Genomic DNA, 22,361 nt, shown 5'->3' with positions numbered 1-22,361 from the left:
ATGCACGACGACCACGATACCGACCACAGCCAGACAGACCTCACGACCAACCCGGAGGACAACACCAACAACGGTGACATCGATATCGAGACGGACATCCTCCAACTCACTGGCGAGGAGCTCGAGAGTACCTACCCGAATAACCGCTACTTCGGGCAGGTTCACGAGAACTTCGATATTCCCGCTCGTGAGGAAGAGACTGTTCCAGCAGGGGACGTGCTTCCGCCCAAGATCGCTCGAAACCTCGAATTCGACCCGTGGAGCCACCAAGCAGAGGCTCTCCAGGTACTCGACCGCGGTGACAACGTGTGTGTAGCGACCAGTACATCCTCGGGGAAGACGCTGGTCTACGGTCTTCACATCGCTCGTCAATACCTTGAGGACCCGGAGACGCGGTCGCTTATCGTCTATCCGACGAAGGCGCTCAGTCGCGACCAGGAGCAAGAACTCAACGAGTTCCTTCGTAACACGCTTGGACTGGAGATCAGTGTCGGCGTCTACGACGGTGACACGAAGAGCGAGGAAAAGTCTCGCATCCGCGATGAGTGCAACGTCGTAATCACGAACTTCGTCGGGCTGAATCAGTATCTGGAGAGTCACCACCTGTGGGCAGACTTCCACTCGAACTGCTCGCTAGTGGTTATCGACGAAGCTCACATGTGGACTGGCCTCGGCGGGATGCACGTCGCCTGGATCCTCCGACGCGCCCAACGGATCATCGATTACTACGGCGGCGATCCGCAGTACGTTCTCACGACGGCGACGATCGGCAATCCCACAGAACACGCTCTCGCACTCACTGGTGAGCCCGCGGCAGTCGTCGACGAAGACGGATCACCGCGAGGCATCCGTCACCTCGTGTTCTGGGACCCCCCGATGAGTGGTGACGACGGTCTCACTGACGACATTGACTCTCCGGCGCTTTCGAAGCGTCCTGCGACGGTCGAAGCCCCAGAAGTGTGGGCGCATATGTGCCAGAAGAACGTTCAGTCGCTCCTGTTCTGTGACTCGCGGAAGCTCACCGAACTGTCTGTCAACCGTGCGAAGCGGTTCATCAGCGACCCGGAGAACCGATATCAGGGAAGACCGGACCTCGCATCCTACCATGCCGGACACGGCAAACAGTCCCGTCGGGGGACGGAGTACCAACTCAAGGAAGGACACCTCGACGGCGTCTCGACGACGAGTGCCCTGGAAGTCGGTATCAATATCGGCGGCGTCGATGGGACTGTCCTCATGGGCTATCCGGGGTCGCGCCAGTCGTTCTGGCAACGAATCGGTCGATCGGGCAGAGGAACGCGAGATGCGCTCTCTGTGTTCGTCCCGAGCCACTCCACGCTCGACCAGTACATTCTCCAGCACCCGGAGTACGTCCTCGAAGAAGATCACGAGAGCGCCGTCGTTGACCTCGACAACAATCCCGTGTACCTCCAGCAACTCAACTGCGCCGCGCAGGAACTACCCCTCACACGCGATGATGCAGAGGATTTCGGAGGCGAGGAACGACTGGAACGTGCCGTGGAATACGGCCGACGTAAGGGCGACCTCGAAGGATCGCTCGATAGCGGTGTGATGTACGCCCATCGCGACCGCCCACAGGATGCGATCAGCCTGTACTCCTCCGGCGGAAACACCTTCGACGTCCGACTAGCTGGCGATGGATCGATTGATCACCAACCGATCGGCCGTGACCGGGCCTACAGAGACTACCACGAAGGTGCANCCTTCGACGTCCGACTAGCTGGCGATGGATCGATTGATCACCAACCGATCGGCCGTGACCGGGCCTACAGAGACTACCACGAAGGTGCAACTGTTCTCCACCAGGGCGAGCAGTATCAGGTCGTCGAACTCCGAGAGGACATCCCACAGCCGTACATCTCGCTCGAGAAAGCGAATGTGAGCTATTACACACAGTCCCAAGGCCAGGTCAACATTTACGACACGGTCGTCGAGGACTCACGCGAGGTCGGACCGTTCACGCTCAACTGGGGGTATGGAACGGTATCTGTCCACTATAGCACGTACCTCAAGCGAGAAATCGGAAGCGGGGACGTACTCGAGCTGGGCAATGAAACTGGTGTGCCCCCGTTAGAAATGCGAACCCAGCTGTGTTGGGCCGAGACTCCCAACGACATCGAACGGGCGATGCTCAACAAGCACTCGGAGTACCACAATCCTGAATGCATCAACCTCCCACCGCGGCTTCACGGGTACCTCGGTGGGATTCACGCCGTCGAACACGCGATGATTGCCGTATCGCCACTTGAGCTGAAAGTCGATGGCGGTGACATCGGTGGCCTCGCAACGAATCGGCTTCCTGGCAATCCCGACAAGAGTGGATGGTTCATCTACGACGGTATCGAGGGCGGTCTCGGGTTCTCACGTTCGATTTACGAACACTTCGAAGATGTCGCCCGGCGTGCCCACGACCTCATTGTTGATTGTTCGTGCGGCCGTGACGAAGGGTGTCCTGCCTGCACGATGGACGACCGCTGCGGAAACGACAACCGCCCGCTGTACTCTCCTGCAGCTGCGGACGTCCTCGAGCATCTGCTCGGTGATCAGGAGGAGGGTGACCTCAACGAACACCTCCCAGAGACGGGTAGCGAAGTGACCCCTGTCGAAGAACAGCGACCGCCTGCCTCAATCTCATAAGAATATCTCAGAACCTCGTTGAGAATCAGTATCTTCGGTGACTTCGTCATTAGGGTGCAAATCACCACCACACACTGAAATATTCGATAAAATGTAGACCGTCAGAATGTTGATAGACCATCAGTTGTCGACGGGGTAGGACTTCTTTTTCATGGCATTTCGATACGAATTGACAGAGTTTATTTGTCAGTGATATGTGCTTCTAGCTCACTGGTTAGTCGCAATGATGGAGGACGCTCTGGAACTACTTTACACGGGAGATCTTCACCTCGGCCGTCACCCGAGTCGGATCCCGGATGATCTGGATGGTCCCGAGCTGTCACCGAAAGCCGTCTGGCTGTCGACGGTCCAAGAGGCAATCGACCGGGATGTTGACGCGGTCGTGATTGCAGGTGATATTGTTGATCAGGAGAATCGCTATTTCGAGGCGTACGGAGCGTTCGAAGACGGAATTGCCCAACTCGACGAAGCAGGGATCCCAGTCGTCGTGGTTGCCGGGAATCACGACTTCGATGCCCTCCCTGATATGGTTGATAACCTCGATTCCGACACGCTCCAATTCCTCGGGAGAGAGGGTCAGTGGGAACGCTGGACGCTCGAACAGGACGGCGAGCCGGTAGCCCATTTCGATGGCTGGTCGTTTTCGGCCGAACACGTCTACGAGTCTCCGCTCGAGGAGTACGAGCTTCCGGAGACCGATGACGCGCCTCAGATCGGAGTGCTTCACGCCGACCTCGACTCACGAGGAAGCCGATACGCACCGGTTCTGTCCAGCGAGCTCCGCGATACCCCAGCAGATGCCTGGCTTCTCGGTCATATTCACAGTCCGGGGATCCAGATCGACTCGCGTCCACTGGCTTTGTACTCTGGATCGCCACAACCGCTCGATCCGGGTGAACAGCAGGCCCACGGCCCGTGGACGATTACGATACCCAAAAACGGAGAGGTACGTGCTGAACAGATCCCTCTAGCATCCGTTCGCTACGACCAGGTTTCGGTCGACGTGTCCGAGGTAGACGACCCGCAAGAAGCAACCTCCGTAATTTCAGAGGAAATCAAGGAACACGTTCGATCCGAACTCGACACGAGATCGTTGGAACTCAGTCTAGTTCGGGTTCATCTTACCGGTCGGACGGATGCCCACTCGACGCTCGTCGATCAGCATCGGTCGATGGAGCGTGACCTCGGATTCCGGGAGGGATCGGTTTCAGTCCGAATCGAATCGATTGACGTCGACACTCGTCCGGCAATCGATCTTGAAGACCTTGCAGAAGGAGACAATGCAGCTGCGTACCTCGCTAACCTCCTGCTCGAAATCGAGAACGGTGATACTCGCGAATCCTACGGCAACGTGGTCGATGACTCGTTAGCAGCGGTGCGGCAGGCTCATAGTGCGAATGCGTACAATCCACTCCGACGCGAAACCGAACTCGGGGATCCGGACGGCACTGACGCTATCGAACATCTCGAACAGCAGGCACGGGTACTGCTTGATACCCTACTCAGCCAAAAGGGAGGTAACGCATGACCAGGGACCCGATCTGCTTCGAGGAAATCCAGATCGTCCAAGCTCCTGGGTTCGAAACTGGTGGCTTCTCTGTCGACGACCTGTGCTCCGGCATCAATGTCGTTCATGGACCGAACGCGGCAGGAAAGACGACGCTCGCTGAGTCGCTCGAATGGCTTTGCTGGCCCGAGACCGCCGATGAGCGTGCATCCCTCGTGGGGCAGCTCTCACTGAACGGTGAAGACTGGCGAGTCGAAGTCGACAATGGCCGCACGAGTTACCAACGTGACGGCCAAGAGGCGAACGGTCCGAGCCTTCCTCCAGCCGATCAACGCGACCGCTACCGTCTCTCCCTCCACGACCTACTCCAGCGAGACAACAACAACGAATCGTTCGCCGAGATAATCGAGCGAGAATCAGCTGGTGGCTACGATCTCTCTGCAGCATACGACGAGCTCAGGTATTCGGATTCCCCGAGTCGGGCCAACAGGAATGTCGTCCAGAACGCCAAGGGAGCGATTCAGGAGTTACGTGAGGCGCAGAACGACGTTTCCGAACTACGCCAAGAGCAGAACGAACTCTCCCGGTTACGTGGTGAACTGGAGGCAGCGCGTCAAGCACAAGAGCGATCCGAACTGCTCGAGCAGGCGATCGACTACGCACAGGCGAGAAACCAGCTAGAGCAGGCTGAATCGAGGCTTGACGAGTTCCCCGATATCTTAGACCAGGTCGACGGAGACGAAATCGAGCGTGTTCGATCCCTCGAAGATAACATCGACGAGTGGACCGACAAAAAAGACGAGGCCGAGGAAACGAAAACGGACGCTCAAGAACGGCTTGATGAGGCCGACCTTCCTGAAGAGGGGCTCCCGACAGGCCGTATCGACCATCTGAAAGAGCTTCGCGATGACCTTGATTCTGCGGAGGACAGGAAGCGCGATCTCCAGGGCGACTTAGCTGACGCCCAACGGCAGCGAGAAACTGCCCGAGATGACATTCCCCTAGATGTCGATACCGGGGACCTCGTTGACTTGGAACCCGTCACGTGGAAGACCGTCTCGAAGTTCGCACGAGAGGCCGAGGAACTCCAGTCCGAGCGTGAAACCCGGGAGGCCGTCCAACGACTACTGGAGGACGGTGAGCACCCTGAGCCCGATTTACCCACGCTCCAACGCGCGAGTCAGTCGCTGGAGGAATGGCTGGCTGCGTCCGTTTCTACGGAGTCGAACGACGGTTCAGAGGCATTCCGAATCGCTGTGTTCTCGGCCGTTTCTCTCGCCTCGACGGGCATCGCGCTGGGTCTGTTGGTGCATCCACTGCTGTTCTCCATCCTGCTCGTCGGCGCTGGTATCTTCTGGTATGGGCTGCGCGCTCGCTCACAGTCCAAAGACGGAGGGGATTCACGGGAACCGCATCGCAAGTCGTTCGAGAAAACCGGTCTGAACCCGCCGGCGGGGTGGACCGAAGACGAGGTTCGGTCTCGTCTGATCGGACTGTACGACGCAATCGCAGCGCACAAACTGGCCGAGCGACGGTCCGAATGGCGCGATAGCCTGGCCACGGATTCAGACACGCTCGAACAGAAAGAGCAGGATCTGGAGGAAACGCGTGCCAAACTCCAAGACCAGTTGGGCGCCGCGCCAGATGCGTCTGATGTCGAACTCGCTGTGATCTCCAAGCGAGTGCTTGACTGGCAGGAAGCCCACGACGAGGTTGAGGGGATTCAAGAGAGCATCGAAACCGTCGACGACCAGATCGAGACCGCCCGCGAAGAACTCCAAGCGAAACTCGATCCCTACAGCTATGACGATGTCGAGAGGTCTGGTGAGGCGACCGAGGCAATCCGAAACCTCGAGAACCGCGAACAGCAGCGCGAAGCCGCACAGCGGGACCTCGACCAAGCTACCGAGACGATTCAGGAAGCGACCGAGAAGATAGGTGCGTTGGCGGACGAACGCGACGAAATCTTTGCGGCTCTGGATCTCGACTCCGATGACCACGAGAGGTTGGAGGAACTCTGTGAGCAGGTCGAAGCATACGAATCGGCTGCGGAGGACGTACGAGAGGCCAACATCCGGGCGAACACGGAAGCCGAAGAACTCGAAAGCTACCCGGGCTTCGAACCGGACCTCAAGAAGCAAGAGATTGCTGACCTCAGAGAAGACCTCCGTGAGGCGGAACGAACTGCTGAGGATTTCGACGACCTGCAGTCACGGATTGCCGATATCAAGGCAGAAATCAGGCAGGCAAAGTCCGACGACCAAGTTGAAACGGCGCTTGCGGAGCGTGATCGGGCGCTCGATGATCTGAAAGACCAACTCGAGGACGACTGTGCTGCGATGGTCGGCGACGTGCTGGTGGATCACGTTCAGGAGGCGACGATGGAGACTAGTCGCCCGGACGTCTTCGAGCGTGCTCGTGAAATCCTGACGACGATCACTCGCGGCCGGTATCGGTTGGACTTCGATGAGGCCGAAGCCGAGTTCCGTGCGTTCGACGAATCCAAACAGAAGGGACTCGCGCTCGACGAGCTTTCGAGCGGTACTCGGGTGCAGGTCTTACTCGCCGTTCGAATCGCCTTCGTGGAACAGCAGGAACAGGGCGTTCAGATTCCACTCCTCCTCGACGAGACGCTTGCCAACACCGACGACCGCAGGGCGAAGACGATCATCGAGTCGACGATCGAACTCGCCCGGAACGGTCGGCAGGTCTTCTATTTCACCGCACAGGGCGATGAAGTGGCGAAGTGGACTGCTGCACTAGAGAGTACGAACAGCGTCAACCACGAAATCATCGACCTTGCAACGGTTCGCGATGTCGACGACTCCGTTCATATCCCCGATCTGGACTCTATCGAGTCGTTCACTCCGAAGTCCCCCAGTCCCGACGGTCACGACCATTCCTCGTATGGAGACGAACTCAAGGTGGATTCGTTCAATCCGCACCGTGGCGTCGGGACGGCGCACCTGTGGTACGTAGTCGACGATGTCGAAACCCTTCATCAACTCTTGGAGCTCGGGATCGAGCACTGGGGTCAGCTGAATAACCTGCTGCAGTGGGGCAACGGAGACCTCTCCTCAGTTGATTCCGAACAGGTAACGGTAGTAGAAGAGAATGCCGCGGCGCTGAACGAGTTCGTCGACGCCTGGAAGGTTGGTCGTGGCGAGCCCGTTGATCGAGAGGTTCTCGAAGCCTCTGGCGCCGTAAGCAGTAACTTCATCGACGAGGTTAGTAAACTTGCTGAGTCAGTCAATGGCGATGGCAGGCAGATCGTTGAGGCCTTGCACAACGAAATAAGCGGGTTCTATAGCAGTAAGGCGAACGAGCTGGAGACGTATCTTGAAGAGAACGAGTACATCGAACTTCGTGAGACGCTGGATCAGGGCCAGATTCGTGCTCGTGTCATCGAGCGTTACGTCGACGAAGGTATCTCTCGAGATGAGGCCAAAGACAGGACTGAAAACCTGCTTTCACGTATAAACAAAAACTGATTCTTTCTCGCTGAATTCGGTACTTGTGCCTTGCTAGCTACTGGTTCGAAGTCTCTGGCCCAATGAAGACGAGAATCTAGAAATCACCCAAGAAAATTGTATTGCGCTATATGGTTTATTATCACAGCGTATTTTATTCCCGGTATTGGCGTGGGTTCAGCAGACTCTCCCGGTCAGCCGAACCCACAAACTAATAACGAATCCGACTAAAACGCTGAACAACTCGAATATGCCACTCTTAGAATCGCCATACTGGGCCGCGACTAAGCTTCTATCGAGGTTTTGCACCAATCCAGTTTCAGACAGTCGAGTTCCCCAGAGACCGCTACAATGAATCGATCGGACGCCGAACATGAGAGCGAGACCGACGCTGAGCGTGTGCCATCATTCGAGGGAGTCCGATGGACCTCGTATTCGCTCGAGGACTTCACGGACCTGTACTGGGACGAGATCGCCCCCTGCCTCGAAACAGAGGGTATCGATCCAACGAGCGAGAAACCAACCCACCAGTGGTTTCGAGATCACGATGCGCGGGCGTTCCTCGCCGCACTCCGTCGCCATCACGACCGCTCGTTTGGAGAGTTCTGGAACGAGGTTCTCGAACTCGGAGACAATGAAGAAGGCTACACATGGGCAACATCGAATGATGCAACAATCGACGCCCTCGAACAGTTCCTCAACCGGCGAAAATCACGGTACAGTCTGGCGTCGTCTTCTGTCGACGCGCTGCGAACGCGACTGAACCTCTACGTACGTGCCTACCAGGAGGCGAACGGGACGGACGACCTCCTCACACCGATTCAACGGGGCCGAGAGAATCCAGCCTACGAAGCCGTTGACGCGGTCTATGCAGCATTTGATTGGTTGAATGAGGGAGCAGAACGGGAATACAGTGCACAGACTCTACAGCGTGTGCGGCGCGTCGTCGACGCGTGGTATCAGCATCTGGTCGGGCGGCGGGTCGCCTCGATGAATCCTGCCAGCGGCCTCTACGACGAATTCAAGTGGGAAGTCGAAGATTCCCTGACTCCTTCGCTTTCAGCGAATCATATTCGGAAACTGATGCAGGCATCGGGGACGACGCGAGAAGAGCTGCTCGTGGTAGCATTAGCTGGCTGGGGACTTCGAGCAAGTGAGGTCGCAGCACTCCATATCTCGCAGTTCCAGCGTGACGTTCACGAAGACGACGTCCCCTTCATCACGTTCGAGAACCGCAAGAACGGGCCCGGCGAAGTGTCTCTATTGTACGGAATGGACGTGCTCGACTCCCGAATCGATGAGCTAGCGGAAGACGATACGTGGACTGGATACCTGTTCCCCTCCTCACAAGGAGAAACGCCGTACGTGACCCGCGATACAATCCGGAATTGGTTCCAAAATCTTGCATTGGAAGCAGATCTCCCCAAGCGGATTAGGGGTGAACGACCAAGTCCACAGCTCTGTCGTCGATTCTGGTACGATACCTATACAGCAGTCCTCGAAGGCGTTCTCGAAGGTGTCGACGAAATCGCTGCAGAGCAGGGTAGTAGCGATCCTCTGGTGGTGATGCAAAATTACCTGTCTGACTCGCGTTCTCGTCGAGTCCGACGAGAGTTCATGCGAGACCAACTTAGCGCAGCCTTCGGAGAGAGAACGTAACATCAATCGCCATCTGTCAAGTCATTCCAGTTGTCTTTCTTCGGTTAATAACTAACTCAATGAATCACTGAGTCACTGATTTCATGAAGTATTGGATACCGGAAGTTGGGAATCAAAGAGCCCATGATTCATTGAGTTGCTTAGCGTCATAGAGAGTGAGGAGTCGCTGACTCATAGATTCATTGAGTCACTGAATTAGTGAGTGCATGAAGTATTGAATTGAGGACTTAGGAACACGAGACTCGCATCACGAAGTTATTGGATCAATGAATCAGTGAAGTACTGATTTCAAGAATCATTGAGTCAGTGAATCAATGATTCAAAGACAGTGCCCGAAAAGAGACGAATTCGCCACCTTAGCCCATCAAACGACGATATTCGGCAGAATCACATTGAGAGAGATACAACTGAGTGTCTGACATGGATTTATGAGTCATTGATTCAATGATCGAACCATGACCGAGACACCTCGTGGATGGTGCGTCACCCCATCGACTGGCATCCCTACGATCGCCTTCGGTAACCAGAAAGGCGGGACTGGAAAGACAACAGCGACGATTAACAGTGCCGCGGCGTTGGCCACGCGCGACCACGATGTTCTTGCAATCGATATGGACCCGCAAGCCGACATGACGAAAGGGCTTGGACTAGGTCCGGGCGACGACAACGATCCAGCAAGCCCGAAGAACGAACTCCCCAACACACTAGTCACCGATGACGAGAATCTGCTCGACGTACTCGTCGACAATCCGCGCACGCACGATACAAGTCTTTCAGAGATCGTGATCGAAGCCGACGAGTACGACCATCTGAACTTCGATCTGATTCCTAGTCACAAGGACATGGGCCTTGCTCGAGATTGGATGGACGATGCGAATGCCCGCCTCTCACTGAAACTCGCCCTCGAAGAGATGGTTGACGACGGATACAACTACGATTTTATCGTAGTCGATTGCCCTCCCGACCTCTCAGTCCTGACGGACGCGGCCTTCATCGCGGCTCAAAACGTCTTCCTGGCTGCACAGACCCAAGCAACATCACGGGATGCACTTGACGACCTGTGGGACCAGCTGGAGTCCATCGAGGACAACCAGCAGATCGAGATCGCAATCGTCGGACTCCTGGCGAATATGTACCGGGACGACGGTCAGTCACAGAAATTCCTCAACTCCTTCGACGAATCCTTCGCGTCAATGGCACCGATTTTCAAACTCCCGATGCGAGTAGCGATCCAGCGTGCGTGGGACAATGGACGAGATATTTTTGGGTGGGAAGACGCGAACGATCAGCAAGTAGAGCGCGACCTCTTTCTGGAGGTTGCGGAGACGATGGAACGAGCGTTCGACAAAACGCAGGTGGAGGCGTAAGAATGCCCCGGGGAATGGACGAGCGATTTGAGGATCCGTCTGAGGAAGCAGACGACGAGGAAGCCGCGACCGATGACGAGACGATGGAAACGATGTCGGAAGCAGAGAGTCAAGACCACGAACCTGCGGCTGATACTGAGGAGCAATCAGGGCAGCAGGGGGCTACTGGCACAGCGGATACTGAATCCTCGAGTAAGAAGGCAGAGAAAACAGACGATGAACCGTTGAACATCCGGGAGGATTGGGATTCGGCCACGATATACGTCGAACCGGAACAGAGTGAAGATATTGAGGTCACATTCACGCGGCTGAAAAAGCAGCTGAAACGGGAGAACGCCACGCTTGAGAAGAACAAGCACTTTTACCATGGAATTTTCGAGGTAGCGTTTGGCGAGCACCGGGAAGAGACGAAAGAGAAGATTCGCGAATTGGCTAAGGAAGACGTCGATCAGTGAATCAGTGATTCTTGGATATTTAGGATAGTACGAGTTCCTGGTTGTTCCGCTACCTCTGTCTAGTTTGAGGCTGTACCGGAGTCAATCTAGTTAAGTGCCCCATGGCTCATGATGCGAAGCATGAAATGAGAGTGCACCGTCACAAAGTCTATGACATTATTCGAGGGACGACAATCAAGCACTGATCACGCCAAACTCATCGCTCCAGTGAAGGACCTGAACACTCAGCTTCGCCGATGAGCGTGGACGTGTCCGAACGGGATGAAACCTACCCCGCACCGAGTGCTCTCAAGACCATCTTCAAGAAGCATCATTGTTATTATGAGAGACAACGTGGAGAGACGGCGCTACAGCAACGTGGCGACGAACAGGGCGTCCGTCGTGCACACGCTGGCCGTGTCGTCTTCGAACTGCTCCAGAATGCACTCGACAGAGCGGATGCAGAAATCACCGTCAACGTCGTTGAGACGCCGACCTCGGCCAGCTCCTACGCACTTGTCGTCACGAACGACGGACTTCCCATCTCAGTCGACCCCGAGTTTAATTACCGTGACCCGCCGGAAGAGGCCCACCGACCGGACTTCAATGCACTCTGCTCGGTCCACCTGTCGAACAAATCACCCGACGAGAGCGTCGGGAACAAGGGAGTCGGTTTCCGGTCAGTCTTCTGGTTGAACGACTGGGTTCGTGTCTGGAGTCGACACGAGGATGGCTGGTGGGGGATGGAACTCCACTCGCACTTGGACGACGAGATTTGGAACGAGCGCCTCGACTACCCCGACGTACGGCGGGGTCACAAGAGGTTCCTCGAGACGACTGATCCCACCTACTCGGACATCGGTACACGCCCGAGCTATCACTTCCCGCTCCCGCTGATGAGCGAGGGACGACCGTCACCGATACCCGACGGAGAGGTCACCACCGCCGTCGTAGTCCCGATTCCCACGAAGCGGATGGACGAGGTCTCGAAGATGATGGAGAACCTTAACGAGAGCCACCTCCACTTCGCCGGGCTGCTCGAACACAGCCGCGGACTGAGCGTGAGAGCCGAGACGTCGGACCGCTGTTTCGAGCGTCGAACCTGGCCGACCGACGGAACGTGGAGCGAGGATTCCGGGCGGTCGATGGCGTACTGGAGATCGGAGCGTCACTCGTCGACATCGCTCGCAGAGGAAGCTGCAGAAGCCGACTACGACCTCTCGAACCCCGGTGCTGCAATCAGCTGGCCTGGGTCAGATGCTAGAGATGTCGAGGGGCAGCTCTACGGCTACCTCCCGACGGAACTGGATGCACCGTTCGGAGTCGATTTCAATGGCGATTTCCTCCTGCAGCCAGATCGCAAAGGACTGACCGTCGAGGACGATAGCGTCGGTCGGTACAACCAAGCGCTCCTCGAGGCTGGAGCCGAGCTCCATCTCCTCGAACTCCTCGAGGAGGTTGGGGCCCCACTGAGTACCGTCGAGTGGACGAGAATCGACCCCGAAGATGTCGAGCGCGTCGAGGGACAAGATAACGATACCATCCGCCGCGACTTCTGGTCACTCCTCGACCCTGGGGCAAGCGGAATCCCTGCTCGGAGAATCGAAGAGCACCTCGCAGCACTCCTCTTCGGCGACGATATGAAGGCCCGGGAGTCATACGAGCTCTGGGCGGAGCTGGCCGACCGGTACTTCCAGAACCAGGACAGCGTCCAGACCGGCGAATGCGATCGATTCTGGCGGGTGTCTAGGGCGTGGTTGGACCATCACTGCGGAAAGGGCTGCGGGACGGTGACGCTGGGAAAGTACGCCGATGCCCTGTGCGACGCACTCCGCGATCGAGAGACACCGATCATCCCGGTCGAGAGCGAGGGTGAAGAATCGGTTCGGGTCCCGCTCCCGACGACCCAATCGGGCCGTGAGGTCTGGGAGACCGAGAAGAGCGATCGGGTGCTGTTCGTCAGGGACGACGAAGACGACCGTCCGCTTCCCCTCCCCACCAGTTTGCGAGAATCAGGTTGTTCCGTGACGACATTCGAGTTCCCCTCGTTGTTCGTCGGCGGCGATAGCTCGTCGCTCGGAGAACGGTCGTTCAATCCTGTGCAGTTGCTCTCCGAGATCCGTCAGCTTCGGAACTCCCCTGCCCGTTTCAATCACCAGCCATTGGCGGAGGATGCCGACCGAGCAGCGACCCTCCAACGCGAACTGATCGGATACGCGGCGGAGCTGTTCCTCTACGAACGTTACCAGACCGACCCGTTCGGAGAGAGCGACGGATACGAGATGGGGTGGCGATTCCTATCCGGAGACTCAAGCGGTACCGAGCAGCGGGCGGGCCGATCGATTGCGACACTCCATTTACCCGTCGATGGTACACTATGGGCGCCCGCCCGTCAACTCACCATCGACCAGGTCGACACCGACAGACTCGGAGACTTCCCGCCATCTCTCGATGTCGAATCATTCCTGCTGTTCCTAGGTTGTGGGCCGGAACCTCCCGAGGGAGGCATCCCACTGACCCTCATCGAAGGTGGACAAGACGCCATCGTCGATGCGCGAGCCATCCCACCGGCCATCGTCCCCGCGGAGACACGGCCCAGCGCCCCGACGGTGCCACAGCTCTCGGACGGGTCGTTCGACGATGACCGCCCGTCCGATGCGTGGTTGGTCTCGATCGCAGACGCCTGGGACGTCTGGTTGTCTGACCTCATCGAGCAGGAGATCGCCGAACGAAGAGATGAGGAAGATTCGTCGAGGGCGTCGACGAATCTGGTCCCACCGCTCGCCAAACGGCCATGGTTCCCCGTCCAGAGCGACTCCGAATCGACGGAGGACCCGACCGGACACGCGGAACCTCCACGATACCTCTCTGATGCCCCTGCCGGGGTCGCTCCCCGCGATGTGGTCGTGCTCCCGACGCGCTCGTACGGGCGAAAGCGCGTCCTGTGGAGTGTCGACCAGGGGTCGGAGTACAAAGAGATCCTGACGACGCTCGGTGCGCTCGATGGAATATCCGAGGGAACCCTCGAGAAGCATGATGCGGCCCCCGCACGCAGACTCGCCGACCGTCTCCAAAACCTCGACTTGACCAGTGTCGAGGTCGACTCCTCCGCTCGTGATGCACTCATTGGGCTGTACGAGCGAGTCCTCCAGGCCATCGTCTCCAACGATTCGGCTGAATCAAGGACCGATCCCCCACCGTTGTTGACGTATCATCCCGCAGAGACGTCCACAGGTCTGCACGAACGTCCCCTTGAATGGCGACAACTCTCTGGCGAGCCCGCCTACATCATCACGAACTCCGACGACCGCGATCAGATGCGTCGGATCTTCCACTCAGTCCCCCTCGTCACCGCGGTACTACCGAGCCAGTCCGTCAACGACTCGTCGCCGTTGCAATCCCGCCTCCTCACCGTCAACCGTCAGGTCCGATTTGACGAAACCGACGGGGATACCGACGATAGGGCCACCGAGAAACAAGAAGCGATTGAGCGATTGCTCCCACGTCTCTTGGCGTTGAGCGAGGCCGTCAGACGTCTCGATATAGACGACGACATCATCGACAGATGGCACAATAGTCGGTTCCAGCAGGTCGAAGACGCATGGGTGGAGTACACTCTCTCCGCGGACAGACGGGAGCTCGACTCCGAGGAACGATACAGAGGCGAGGACAGCTATGCGTTCTTCGTGGACACAGACGCCCCCACCATCGTGTTCGATGGTGCTCTGGGCGAACCATCACACGACCTGACACCGTTCGGTGAGGCCCTCGCGGACCTCCTATTCGAAGATCAACGCCAGGTCGGTATCCTCTTCGAGCGGGCCCTGACTGAGTACGACCATGATGGTGTCGACCGTCTCGACCGATTCGTCGATCGGAAAGATGCTGGACCTCTCGTGAGCCAGTACGCCCAGCTGCTCTACCCACTGGACGAGGCCGCAAAACGAAATCTGTTCGATGCGACCAGAGATGTGCTGGGGGAGTTCGATCTCACACTCGACCCCTCTATCGAATCTCCCACCCAGCTGTCCTCGCTCGGACCATCGGATATCGGGATGGGCGAGTGCTCCGACGATGTGTGCGACGTGGAAATCAACCAACGGTTCAAGGAGCTCGACCTCACCGAGGAACAAGATCGGTTCAGGCCCCGATTCTCATGCTCCCACGAGCATCGCCTCCGGTGGCAGCGCTGGTTCGACGATCAACAACCACGGCTGGTGTCGTATCTGGTCAATCTCGTCTCGTCGAACGGGGTGGAGGATGCAGACGAAGAGACCGTCAAGCAGTCCCTCGAAGAGTTCATCGACTCCGCCGTCCATCGACTCACGTTCGACCAATCTCGGGCTGTCGTCCGCTGGCTATCCAACGCGGATTACACCGCTTCGATTCCAGCCTCGAAGATTCCCGATCCGGAGGTCCTGAGCGACGAAATTCGGCGTTTCTCGCCACGCTACAAATCAATCTCGAAGATCGAAGACGCGAGCGATGCAGGATGGACTCGAGATGGGCCAGAGGGTCTGGAGAGTCACCCGAACGATAACGGGACGTTCGACCGACAAGAGATGGCGCGGAAGCACAAGGCTCAGAAGATAGTCGGTGACGAAGCAGAAGTGGCGCTGCTGCACTGCGTCCGTGACGAAACCCTCTCCGCATTAGAACACGCCGATAGCCCAAAGTCCTTCGAGGCGGCCCGAGAGGCCCTCCTCTCACCGTTCCCCAAAGGAGCCACCCGATCGTCGGTCCGTGAGGCATGGAACGAATGGCGAGCGACCGACGATGACTCAGCACTGGCCCAGGGCTTGCACATCTCTCGTGTCTGGGATGGCGCTGGATTCGATCTCGTTGGGCTCGCACACGACGACAGCGGGTTCCGACCAGTCAGATATGAGGCGAAGGCGCTCTCCGGTGGCCCCGTGAGCAACGTCCATCTCAGTGCGAACCAGATCTCAGTCTATCGCCGTGTGTGCCTACAATCCGATCCCGAAGAGGCGTGGCGGTATCGGGGCGACTGGCGACTCGTCGGGGTGCTCCCGGACGAGTCAGCCATAGATCTGAACGGTCACCTCGACGAGCTCCCAGCACTTCTCGACGAACTCGACGTCGAGGGGTTCACACACGACGGCATTGTCCTCCGTATCAATCGACGTTCGGACGACCAATCATCGACATTCAAAGGCTGAGATGTCAAGCGTCGCTGGTACCCATTCGACCGTATTAGTCGACTAGGTGAAATATCCAATGGGTAACGACAACCCCCGACCCGTCGGTACCCTAGCATGGATGAAATCTTCATCGACCCAGAAATTCAAGAGTTCGAACGAACCGCGCTGGACCGGGTAGCAGCGGCGGCGGATTCAGGTTGTCCCGCGAGGGGAGCTCAACGACCACGAATCGAGCATAGGGCACGAAGCGTTAACCAACAAACCGTCGATCCATCCATTTCGTTGGTTAAACAATGGTCTGTACCGGCCAAAATTCGAACCATGGTGAGCGACGGAAATGACGGAGAATAGATTAGGAACGGTAGTCACCGGGAAGGTAGGGACGACCGAAATATGTGGAAGAGCATGTGATACCCAGAATCTTTGATTGATTGGTGTCAGGAGAGGTAGATTTCAACTGGAATATCAGGAGGAAACGATGGTAGCAGAAGAATCAGACGACGAACCACTGAACATCCGCGAGGATTGGGATTCTGTCACGATATACGTGGAACCAGAGCAGAGCGAGGACATCGAGATCACATTTACTCGCCTGAAGAAGCAACTAAAGCGCGAGGGCGTCACGCTGGAGAAGAACAAACACTACTACCGAGGTGTCTTCGAGGTGGCTTTTGGCGAGTATCGAGAGGAGACGAAGGAGAAAATTCGCGAGCTCGCAAAGCAAAACGCTGATCAGTGAATCAGTGATTCACAGATCGTAGGGCGTGAACGCATTTCATTTTGATAGAAAGCCTTCGGAGAGCAGCTATTCGTTCTGGTCTTCCTCAGTTGGAGTCTCCCAAGGAATATCTCGCTTGTGCACTACAGCGAGCTTTGAGTTGTCGTCATCTGCCATTGCACTAAGTCCGCGTTGGACAAGAGTGTGAACCTGTCCAGCGGACTCAGGGAACGAAAATTGGTCATCCTCTGCATCAGCCCGAACCTCTAGGTAGTGAAGGTACAGCCTGAATGTAGTATCGGCACCGATAGGCCACCAAATCGTCCCGATCTGACCATCTACCTGTTTATCCCAGTGCTCCAAGAGCTCACGAATATCGTCGACAAGACCCTCGCCTGATGTGCGAAGGCGAAGAGAGTATTCTTTGTCGTGCTCCATTTCATCGATTATTTCCCGTAGAAAGGGCTCTGCCTCTAAGGCGGTAGGTGAGGTCTGGTCCGTTTCTAGTAGCTGTTCTAATGCCCGCAGCTCCTCACGTCGGGCAGCGACGGCGTAAGCGACATTGTACTTCTCGTCGGGGAAGATTTCGTGCTTACCTGGCTGCTGTGCCTGAGGAACAGAGTCAGCGGTGGATGAGCTAAATAAGGTCTCAAATAGTCCCATACGCATCGTCCGGGGGGCACCCATAAGTACTTCCTGACGATAGTTTCATCAACTCTGTCACACCAAACGTCAGCTGTACATTGGACTACTACCAGACAATGGAATACACCAGCAAACCGCTAGCGTACAATGTGAGAAGAACGTACAGGTGTGCCAATAGTGCGGCAATCGTCTTCTCTACTGTCGTTTGCTCGTAATATTGGACGTCGTCGGTGTTTCGAGCGATATCCCAAAGAACCTCGCCAAGCATCGTGATTCGAGGAAACCGGGTATCATGTGACTCGGTGGCTCCAGTTGGGCCTAAACGCTCCCACTCCTGTTGATACACTGGATACGCGAGGTTGGATTCCATCTCATGGAGTATCTCATATTTGGCCTGGTTTAGTCGACGGTGGGAGTCCACTGTCTGATACCAGAGTCCGCAGAGACAAACGCCAAGCAGACCCACTGCCACGAACCCGATCTGTTGAGCGAGCGAAAGAGGCTCCCGGGCGATAAACGTGATTACGACCAGAATTCCGGAGAGGAGTGAGACGTAAAACCGATTTGTCCGAAGTCTCCGGTCAGAAACGCCCATCGCACTCCCGGCGTAGTGTGTGTACTGGTCGATGAGCGTCTCATCGCGCGTGGGGTTGGGGAAGTCGTTAGAGGTCGTATCTGAATCTGACGACGGCTCTAGCTCCGTTGAGCCCTCCTCAGCCATGTTTCGCAATCGCGTTCACAATCGACCGCTGTCGCCAACCAACGATCTCGTCCGCAGCGTCCCTCACCGAGACGGGTAGTCGCTCGTTCCCGTTCGGCTGCACTCCGATAATGGGTTTTTCGAAGTGTTTCGCCATCTCAATTTCCTCCTCGATCCATTCACTGTGCGAGACATACATTCCAGCAACAACGACGACAACGTTCGCTTGTCGAACCTGCTGATAGAGCTGCTGTCGAAGATCGTTCGTGTCCTCGAACTCCAGCGGGTCGTCCTCTGGGACGCTGAAATTCTGCCAGTCGAGTCGCTCTTCGTCATCGAGGAACTTCTCGATACGTTCGCGCTGATCAGAGTACTTCCACGAATGACTCACGAACACCCGATATGGTCGATCATCAAGGGGAAGCCGAGGTCGGGCCGGTGAATCGGTGTCTTCAGTTGTAGAGCCGGCTGAAACCAGACCACCGAGTCCCTGCGCTCCCTTATATGAGAGATAGCCCGCGGCGGCGGCAGCAATGATCAATTCTGGTGCGTCGTTCCAGAGGTATCGAAGTGGGTCGTCGTGCGGGTCGTGTTCGACTTGCCCGCCCTTCCAGTCAGCATACCCGACAAGGAGGTCCTTTCCGAGGTCGACAAGGTTCGGTGGTTGGTCGCTGCCGGTCGGGACAGATGTTGGTTCAGTGGCGTCTAAGACACTGTCGCTATTACCATCGCTGAACAGGGCAGAGAACGGGTCGGTGTCATCTCGTCCATTCACCAAAGAGTTCACATCGAGGCAGCCAGTGGGGCTTTGAACCTCGACTGTCGGGACGCGGGTGACGTGGTCGTTTTCGTTTGGCGTCACAACAAATATGTCGTGATTTGAGTATTTAAACCCAAGGGGACTTTTCACTAATTTCTGGGCTCGGCTAGCAACACCTGTGTACCTACGAATCGCAGTGTTCGATATGCCCTATTGCTCAAATTGCGGAAGTCGAGTCAAAGATATTCACCACTACTGTGGTTCATGCGGGCAGGCACTTTCTAAGGTCGCAGAGTCAGAAACAGATCCGCCGATGGCAGTAAGTCGAGATGGATTTCTCTCGCTACGTTCGCTCTCCTACATCAATGGTCTACTCAGTGGCGAACGTGAACTCGACCGGGACTCGGTTTCGTATATGCAATTATCCCGAGAAGTGAACGCCGCCCTGGAAGATTTCGCCCGTCTCGCGATGGTCGAAGAATTGGACCTACTCCAACTGTGGGCAGCTGGTTTAAGCTCTGAAGCGCTATCCACGCCCGTTGAGGATATGAATAGCAATCAGGTCCGTGACTGGCTGGCCGCGATAGGGCTTGGTCGTACTCTACGAATGTACGATGAATCTCTCCACACAGAGTTTGAAGACGAATTCAACGAGCGACTACAGAAATTGGTCGAAATAGCAGGCGAAGAACTCGACGATATTGGCGATGAATAAGATGTACCCTTGCGCTACATCGCCGCAAATTCTTCACCGGAGTCGGGAAGGTACTCGATGATACTCCGGTGGGCACCGATCTCGCTGATGATCGTCTGTAGCGCGTCGACGACAGTCGCGATGTCCCGGTTGATTTCATGTTCGCGGTACGTTCCGCCGTCCTGACCACGGTGTTCTATGTGCGAGAGCGTTAGATTGAGAATCTCGAAGTCGGACAGGAAGCTGCGCATCCGGCGGGCCGTACGTGGGTCTCGACCCTGGAACTCACAGAGTTCTTTGTAGCGCTGGTAGACGATCCGCGATCGGGCAGGGGTAGCGTCCTCGGCAGCGAGCGTAGTCAGCGCGTAGAGCGTGAGTTGCTCGTGTTCGGTGAGGTCGCGCATGATGTCCATGCTCTGTTGTGCTTCAAGTTTCTCCTGGGCGCGTTCAACATGATCAGTCGTAACCGAATCCGCGTTCTCGGTGCGTGCAAGATCGCCAGCCTTCCGAAGGAGCGTAATCGCTCGTCGGGCGTCTCCACCATCCTGGCGACCAAGGGCAGCACACAACGGAATCACTCCGTCCTCGAGTGCGCTTTGGTGGAACGCGATATCTGCTCGCTGTTCGAGAACTTTCTGGAGCTCTTTAGTTCCATACGGCGGAAACGAGATCTCGGTTTCACACAGAGACGATTGAACCTTCGCGTCAAGCTGCTCTCGGAACGTCGAGTCGTTGCTAATCCCGATGAGGCCAAGCTGAATGTTGTCGATGTATCCGTTGTTGTCTGCGCGAGTAATCTGGTAGAGGAACGTATCATCCGTGATGTGGTCGATCTCGTCGAGAACGATGATGACAGTCCCAGAGAGATTATTGAGTTCATCCCAGAGAAGGCGGTAGACTTTGGATTGCGGATGACCGGTTTCGGCGATGTGGTGTTCGGGTTCTCGGAGATTGTTCACCAGACTGATCGCGGCCTGATAGCTCGTGCTGAGGCCATCGCAGTTGAGCGTGATGACAGAGAGATCGACTTCAAAATGTTTTGCAGATTCCTGGAGTTCGTTTAGCAAGAAATTTGTCACAGCAGTCTTCCCGACACCGGTCTTGCCGTAAATGAAGATGTTATCGGGGTACTCGCCGTTGATGATCGGCTGTAGGGCTGCTTCGTACTCCTCAATCTCGTTATCCCGTCCGACGATGTCGTCTGGAACATACTCGACTTTGAGTGTATTCCGTCGTTTGTACAGTGTGTCGTCCGGCTGGAATCGTGGAGTCATATTGTGTCGACTGATTCAGGCAAGAATCATAACTGTTTCGACCACTGTTTCCGCTATTTCCAGTATAACCATGAGGAGCATGGTTTCCACTATTGGATATCGACCCCATTGTTTCCAGTCTATTGGAAGAAAGTCAATTTGGTTGTTATTAAGAAAGCATCTTTGAGACACTACACCCCACTATTTCCAGTAAAGACATCAACCGACAAGTGATCAAACTCACCCCGTTATTTCCAGTAATTCTCGGTGCTTCCAGTTGGATGCTTACAGAACAGAAACCACAGGGTTCCAGTATTTCCAGTAAACAATCTTTTATATACAGTACAGACGCCATCGTTTCCAGTATACCATGGAAGAATAGGAATCGCTAGACAGAAGAGGGAATCACTGGATAAGAATGACGGAACACCCCCACCCCACTATTTCCAGTAAAGGACTACGGAAGACAGTCGGATAGTGAAAGATAACTCTAAATCAGAGAAAAGTTTATATCCTTACCGTCCGAGCTAGTCCGTAGGAGAGCTAGAGGTGGCTTGTTGTTGGGTTTGATTCTATTGAAACAAAACAACACCACAGCTCAGGAGACCCTTGCTACTAGCTTTACTGGAAACAGTGGGGGGAGAGTGGATAAGATACGATCATCAGTTCATTGTGTGAGCGTATTAGTGGAAATGGTGGTGTCTGACTCTCGTCAGACGACCTACACCGATTAACCAACAAGTGGACGGGTTTCCGCCTTGTGTTAGTTAATTACGCTTCGCGAGTAGAACGCTGTTCTAACCGAGATCAGCGAACAACTGGGATCAGTATTCCCAACTCCCACACCACTGTTTCCAGTAAATCGACGTCCTTCGACCAACCAACCTAAACAAGGACTAGTTCTCTGGATCGACTGGGCCTTTGTACTTTGAGCGTATCTTTTCTCCATCCCGCCACTGCCAGTAGTAGTAGCGGTTGTCGTTAATCTCCTTCACTGTGATCGTGGCCTTCGACGGGACGTCATCTGGAAGGTCCTCTGGTTGCTCCTTGATCTGGTTGTTCCCTTCGTTTTCCGCTAGTCGTGCCTCTCGCTCGCGGTATTCTGCAAGATCCTTAGTGTACCTGGCGACGTACCGAAGGAGTTCAGGCGAGTAGTCGTCAAGTGTGTCGACGACATCGGCGGGAAGTTCCTGTGGGGGTGTCGGTGGCTCGTAGGACATGGCAACTCAATCCGTGTTAACCAACAAAAACGTTGCTGACATAGTATTGTTGGTTAAGACTGTGTTTGACCGTTCTCCTTCAATCCTCCCTCTGGTGTAACACTACTCGAAACT

Annotated in this window: 13 protein-coding genes and 1 pseudogene; 9 read left to right on the top strand and 5 right to left on the bottom strand. The window is 55.9% G+C overall.

From position 1 onward, the window contains the following. The 8 genes and pseudogenes from C493_RS06960 to C493_RS06925 all read left to right on the top strand — a co-directional run. Positions 1-2,658, top strand: a complete 2,658-nt coding sequence (locus tag C493_RS06960; protein ID WP_007258716.1) for a DEAD/DEAH box helicase — start codon at positions 1-3, stop codon at positions 2,656-2,658. 223 nt (positions 2,659-2,881) lie between these two features. Continuing rightward, positions 2,882-4,186 (top strand): metallophosphoesterase family protein, encoded by a 1,305-nt coding sequence (locus C493_RS06955; RefSeq protein WP_007258715.1) that lies wholly within the window; start codon positions 2,882-2,884, stop codon positions 4,184-4,186. After that, positions 4,183-7,656: an AAA family ATPase gene (locus tag C493_RS06950; RefSeq protein WP_007258714.1), complete on the top strand. Its 3,474-nt coding sequence runs from the start codon at positions 4,183-4,185 to the stop codon at positions 7,654-7,656. Before C493_RS06955 ends, C493_RS06950 begins: the two co-directional genes overlap by 4 nt. Before the next feature lie 330 nt (positions 7,657-7,986). Continuing rightward, positions 7,987-9,294 (top strand): tyrosine-type recombinase/integrase, encoded by a 1,308-nt coding sequence (locus C493_RS06945; RefSeq protein WP_007258713.1) that lies wholly within the window; start codon positions 7,987-7,989, stop codon positions 9,292-9,294. A gap of 455 nt (positions 9,295-9,749) precedes the next feature. Then, positions 9,750-10,661 carry a ParA family protein gene (locus tag C493_RS06940; protein ID WP_007258712.1) on the top strand — a complete coding sequence of 304 codons (912 nt, stop codon included), beginning with the start codon at positions 9,750-9,752 and terminating at the stop codon, positions 10,659-10,661. 14 nt (positions 10,662-10,675) lie between these two features. Beyond that, positions 10,676-11,116, top strand: a complete 441-nt coding sequence (locus C493_RS06935) for a hypothetical protein (RefSeq protein WP_007258711.1) — start codon at positions 10,676-10,678, stop codon at positions 11,114-11,116. 236 nt (positions 11,117-11,352) lie between these two features. Further along, the gene (locus tag C493_RS06930; RefSeq protein ID WP_049889195.1) at positions 11,353-16,275 is read left to right on the top strand and encodes a hypothetical protein; all 4,923 of its coding nucleotides are present in this window, start codon (positions 11,353-11,355) and stop codon (positions 16,273-16,275) included. 457 nt (positions 16,276-16,732) lie between these two features. Then, a pseudogene (locus tag C493_RS06925) lies at positions 16,733-16,996 on the top strand (hypothetical protein); the annotation flags it as partial. 66 nt (positions 16,997-17,062) lie between these two features. Here the strand turns inward: C493_RS06925 and C493_RS06920 are convergent. From C493_RS06920 to C493_RS23670, 3 genes are all read right to left on the bottom strand, one after another. Beyond that, a complete protein-coding gene (locus tag C493_RS06920; RefSeq protein WP_007258709.1) occupies positions 17,063-17,638 on the bottom strand; it encodes a hypothetical protein in 576 nt (191 codons plus the stop codon). 88 nt (positions 17,639-17,726) lie between these two features. Continuing rightward, positions 17,727-18,341: a RipA family octameric membrane protein gene (locus C493_RS06915; protein ID WP_007258708.1), complete on the bottom strand. Its 615-nt coding sequence runs from the start codon at positions 18,339-18,341 to the stop codon at positions 17,727-17,729. Continuing rightward, positions 18,334-19,182, bottom strand: coding sequence for a TIR domain-containing protein (locus tag C493_RS23670; protein WP_206537588.1), 849 nt, complete (start codon positions 19,180-19,182; stop codon positions 18,334-18,336). Before C493_RS23670 ends, C493_RS06915 begins: the two co-directional genes overlap by 8 nt. 103 nt (positions 19,183-19,285) lie before the next feature. Between C493_RS23670 and C493_RS06905 the strand changes: the two genes are divergently transcribed. Next, a complete protein-coding gene (locus C493_RS06905; RefSeq protein ID WP_241430882.1) occupies positions 19,286-19,795 on the top strand; it encodes a zinc ribbon domain-containing protein in 510 nt (169 codons plus the stop codon). A 14-nt stretch (positions 19,796-19,809) separates the two neighbouring features. Here C493_RS06905 and C493_RS06900 read toward each other — a convergent pair whose 3' ends face one another. Then, positions 19,810-21,048, bottom strand: a complete 1,239-nt coding sequence (locus C493_RS06900; protein ID WP_007258705.1) for an orc1/cdc6 family replication initiation protein — start codon at positions 21,046-21,048, stop codon at positions 19,810-19,812. Between the two features lie 875 nt (positions 21,049-21,923). Then, positions 21,924-22,247 carry a hypothetical protein gene (locus C493_RS06895; RefSeq protein ID WP_007258704.1) on the bottom strand — a complete coding sequence of 108 codons (324 nt, stop codon included), beginning with the start codon at positions 22,245-22,247 and terminating at the stop codon, positions 21,924-21,926. Between the last annotated feature and the right edge of the window lie 114 nt (positions 22,248-22,361).

The organism is Natronolimnohabitans innermongolicus JCM 12255 (assembly GCF_000337215.1).
GTDB lineage: Archaea > Halobacteriota > Halobacteria > Halobacteriales > Natrialbaceae > Natronolimnohabitans > Natronolimnohabitans innermongolicus.
This window is presented reverse-complemented; position numbering and strand designations above follow the sequence as displayed.

What these genes read in the sequence shown, in the direction of transcription:
- C493_RS06900 (WP_007258705.1), bottom strand. Translation starts at nt 21,048, where the DNA reads ATGACTCCACGATTCCAGCCGGACGACACACTGTACAAACGACGGAAT.
- C493_RS06905 (WP_241430882.1), top strand. Translation starts at nt 19,286, where the DNA reads ATGCCCTATTGCTCAAATTGCGGAAGTCGAGTCAAAGATATTCACCAC.
- C493_RS06930 (WP_049889195.1), top strand. Translation starts at nt 11,353, where the DNA reads ATGAGCGTGGACGTGTCCGAACGGGATGAAACCTACCCCGCACCGAGT.
- C493_RS06895 (WP_007258704.1), bottom strand. Translation starts at nt 22,247, where the DNA reads ATGTCCTACGAGCCACCGACACCCCCACAGGAACTTCCCGCCGATGTC.
- C493_RS06945 (WP_007258713.1), top strand. Translation starts at nt 7,987, where the DNA reads ATGAATCGATCGGACGCCGAACATGAGAGCGAGACCGACGCTGAGCGT.
- C493_RS06935 (WP_007258711.1), top strand. Translation starts at nt 10,676, where the DNA reads ATGGACGAGCGATTTGAGGATCCGTCTGAGGAAGCAGACGACGAGGAA.
- C493_RS06940 (WP_007258712.1), top strand. Translation starts at nt 9,750, where the DNA reads ATGACCGAGACACCTCGTGGATGGTGCGTCACCCCATCGACTGGCATC.
- C493_RS06955 (WP_007258715.1), top strand. Translation starts at nt 2,882, where the DNA reads ATGATGGAGGACGCTCTGGAACTACTTTACACGGGAGATCTTCACCTC.
- C493_RS06950 (WP_007258714.1), top strand. Translation starts at nt 4,183, where the DNA reads ATGACCAGGGACCCGATCTGCTTCGAGGAAATCCAGATCGTCCAAGCT.
- C493_RS06920 (WP_007258709.1), bottom strand. Translation starts at nt 17,638, where the DNA reads ATGGGACTATTTGAGACCTTATTTAGCTCATCCACCGCTGACTCTGTT.
- C493_RS06915 (WP_007258708.1), bottom strand. Translation starts at nt 18,341, where the DNA reads ATGGCTGAGGAGGGCTCAACGGAGCTAGAGCCGTCGTCAGATTCAGAT.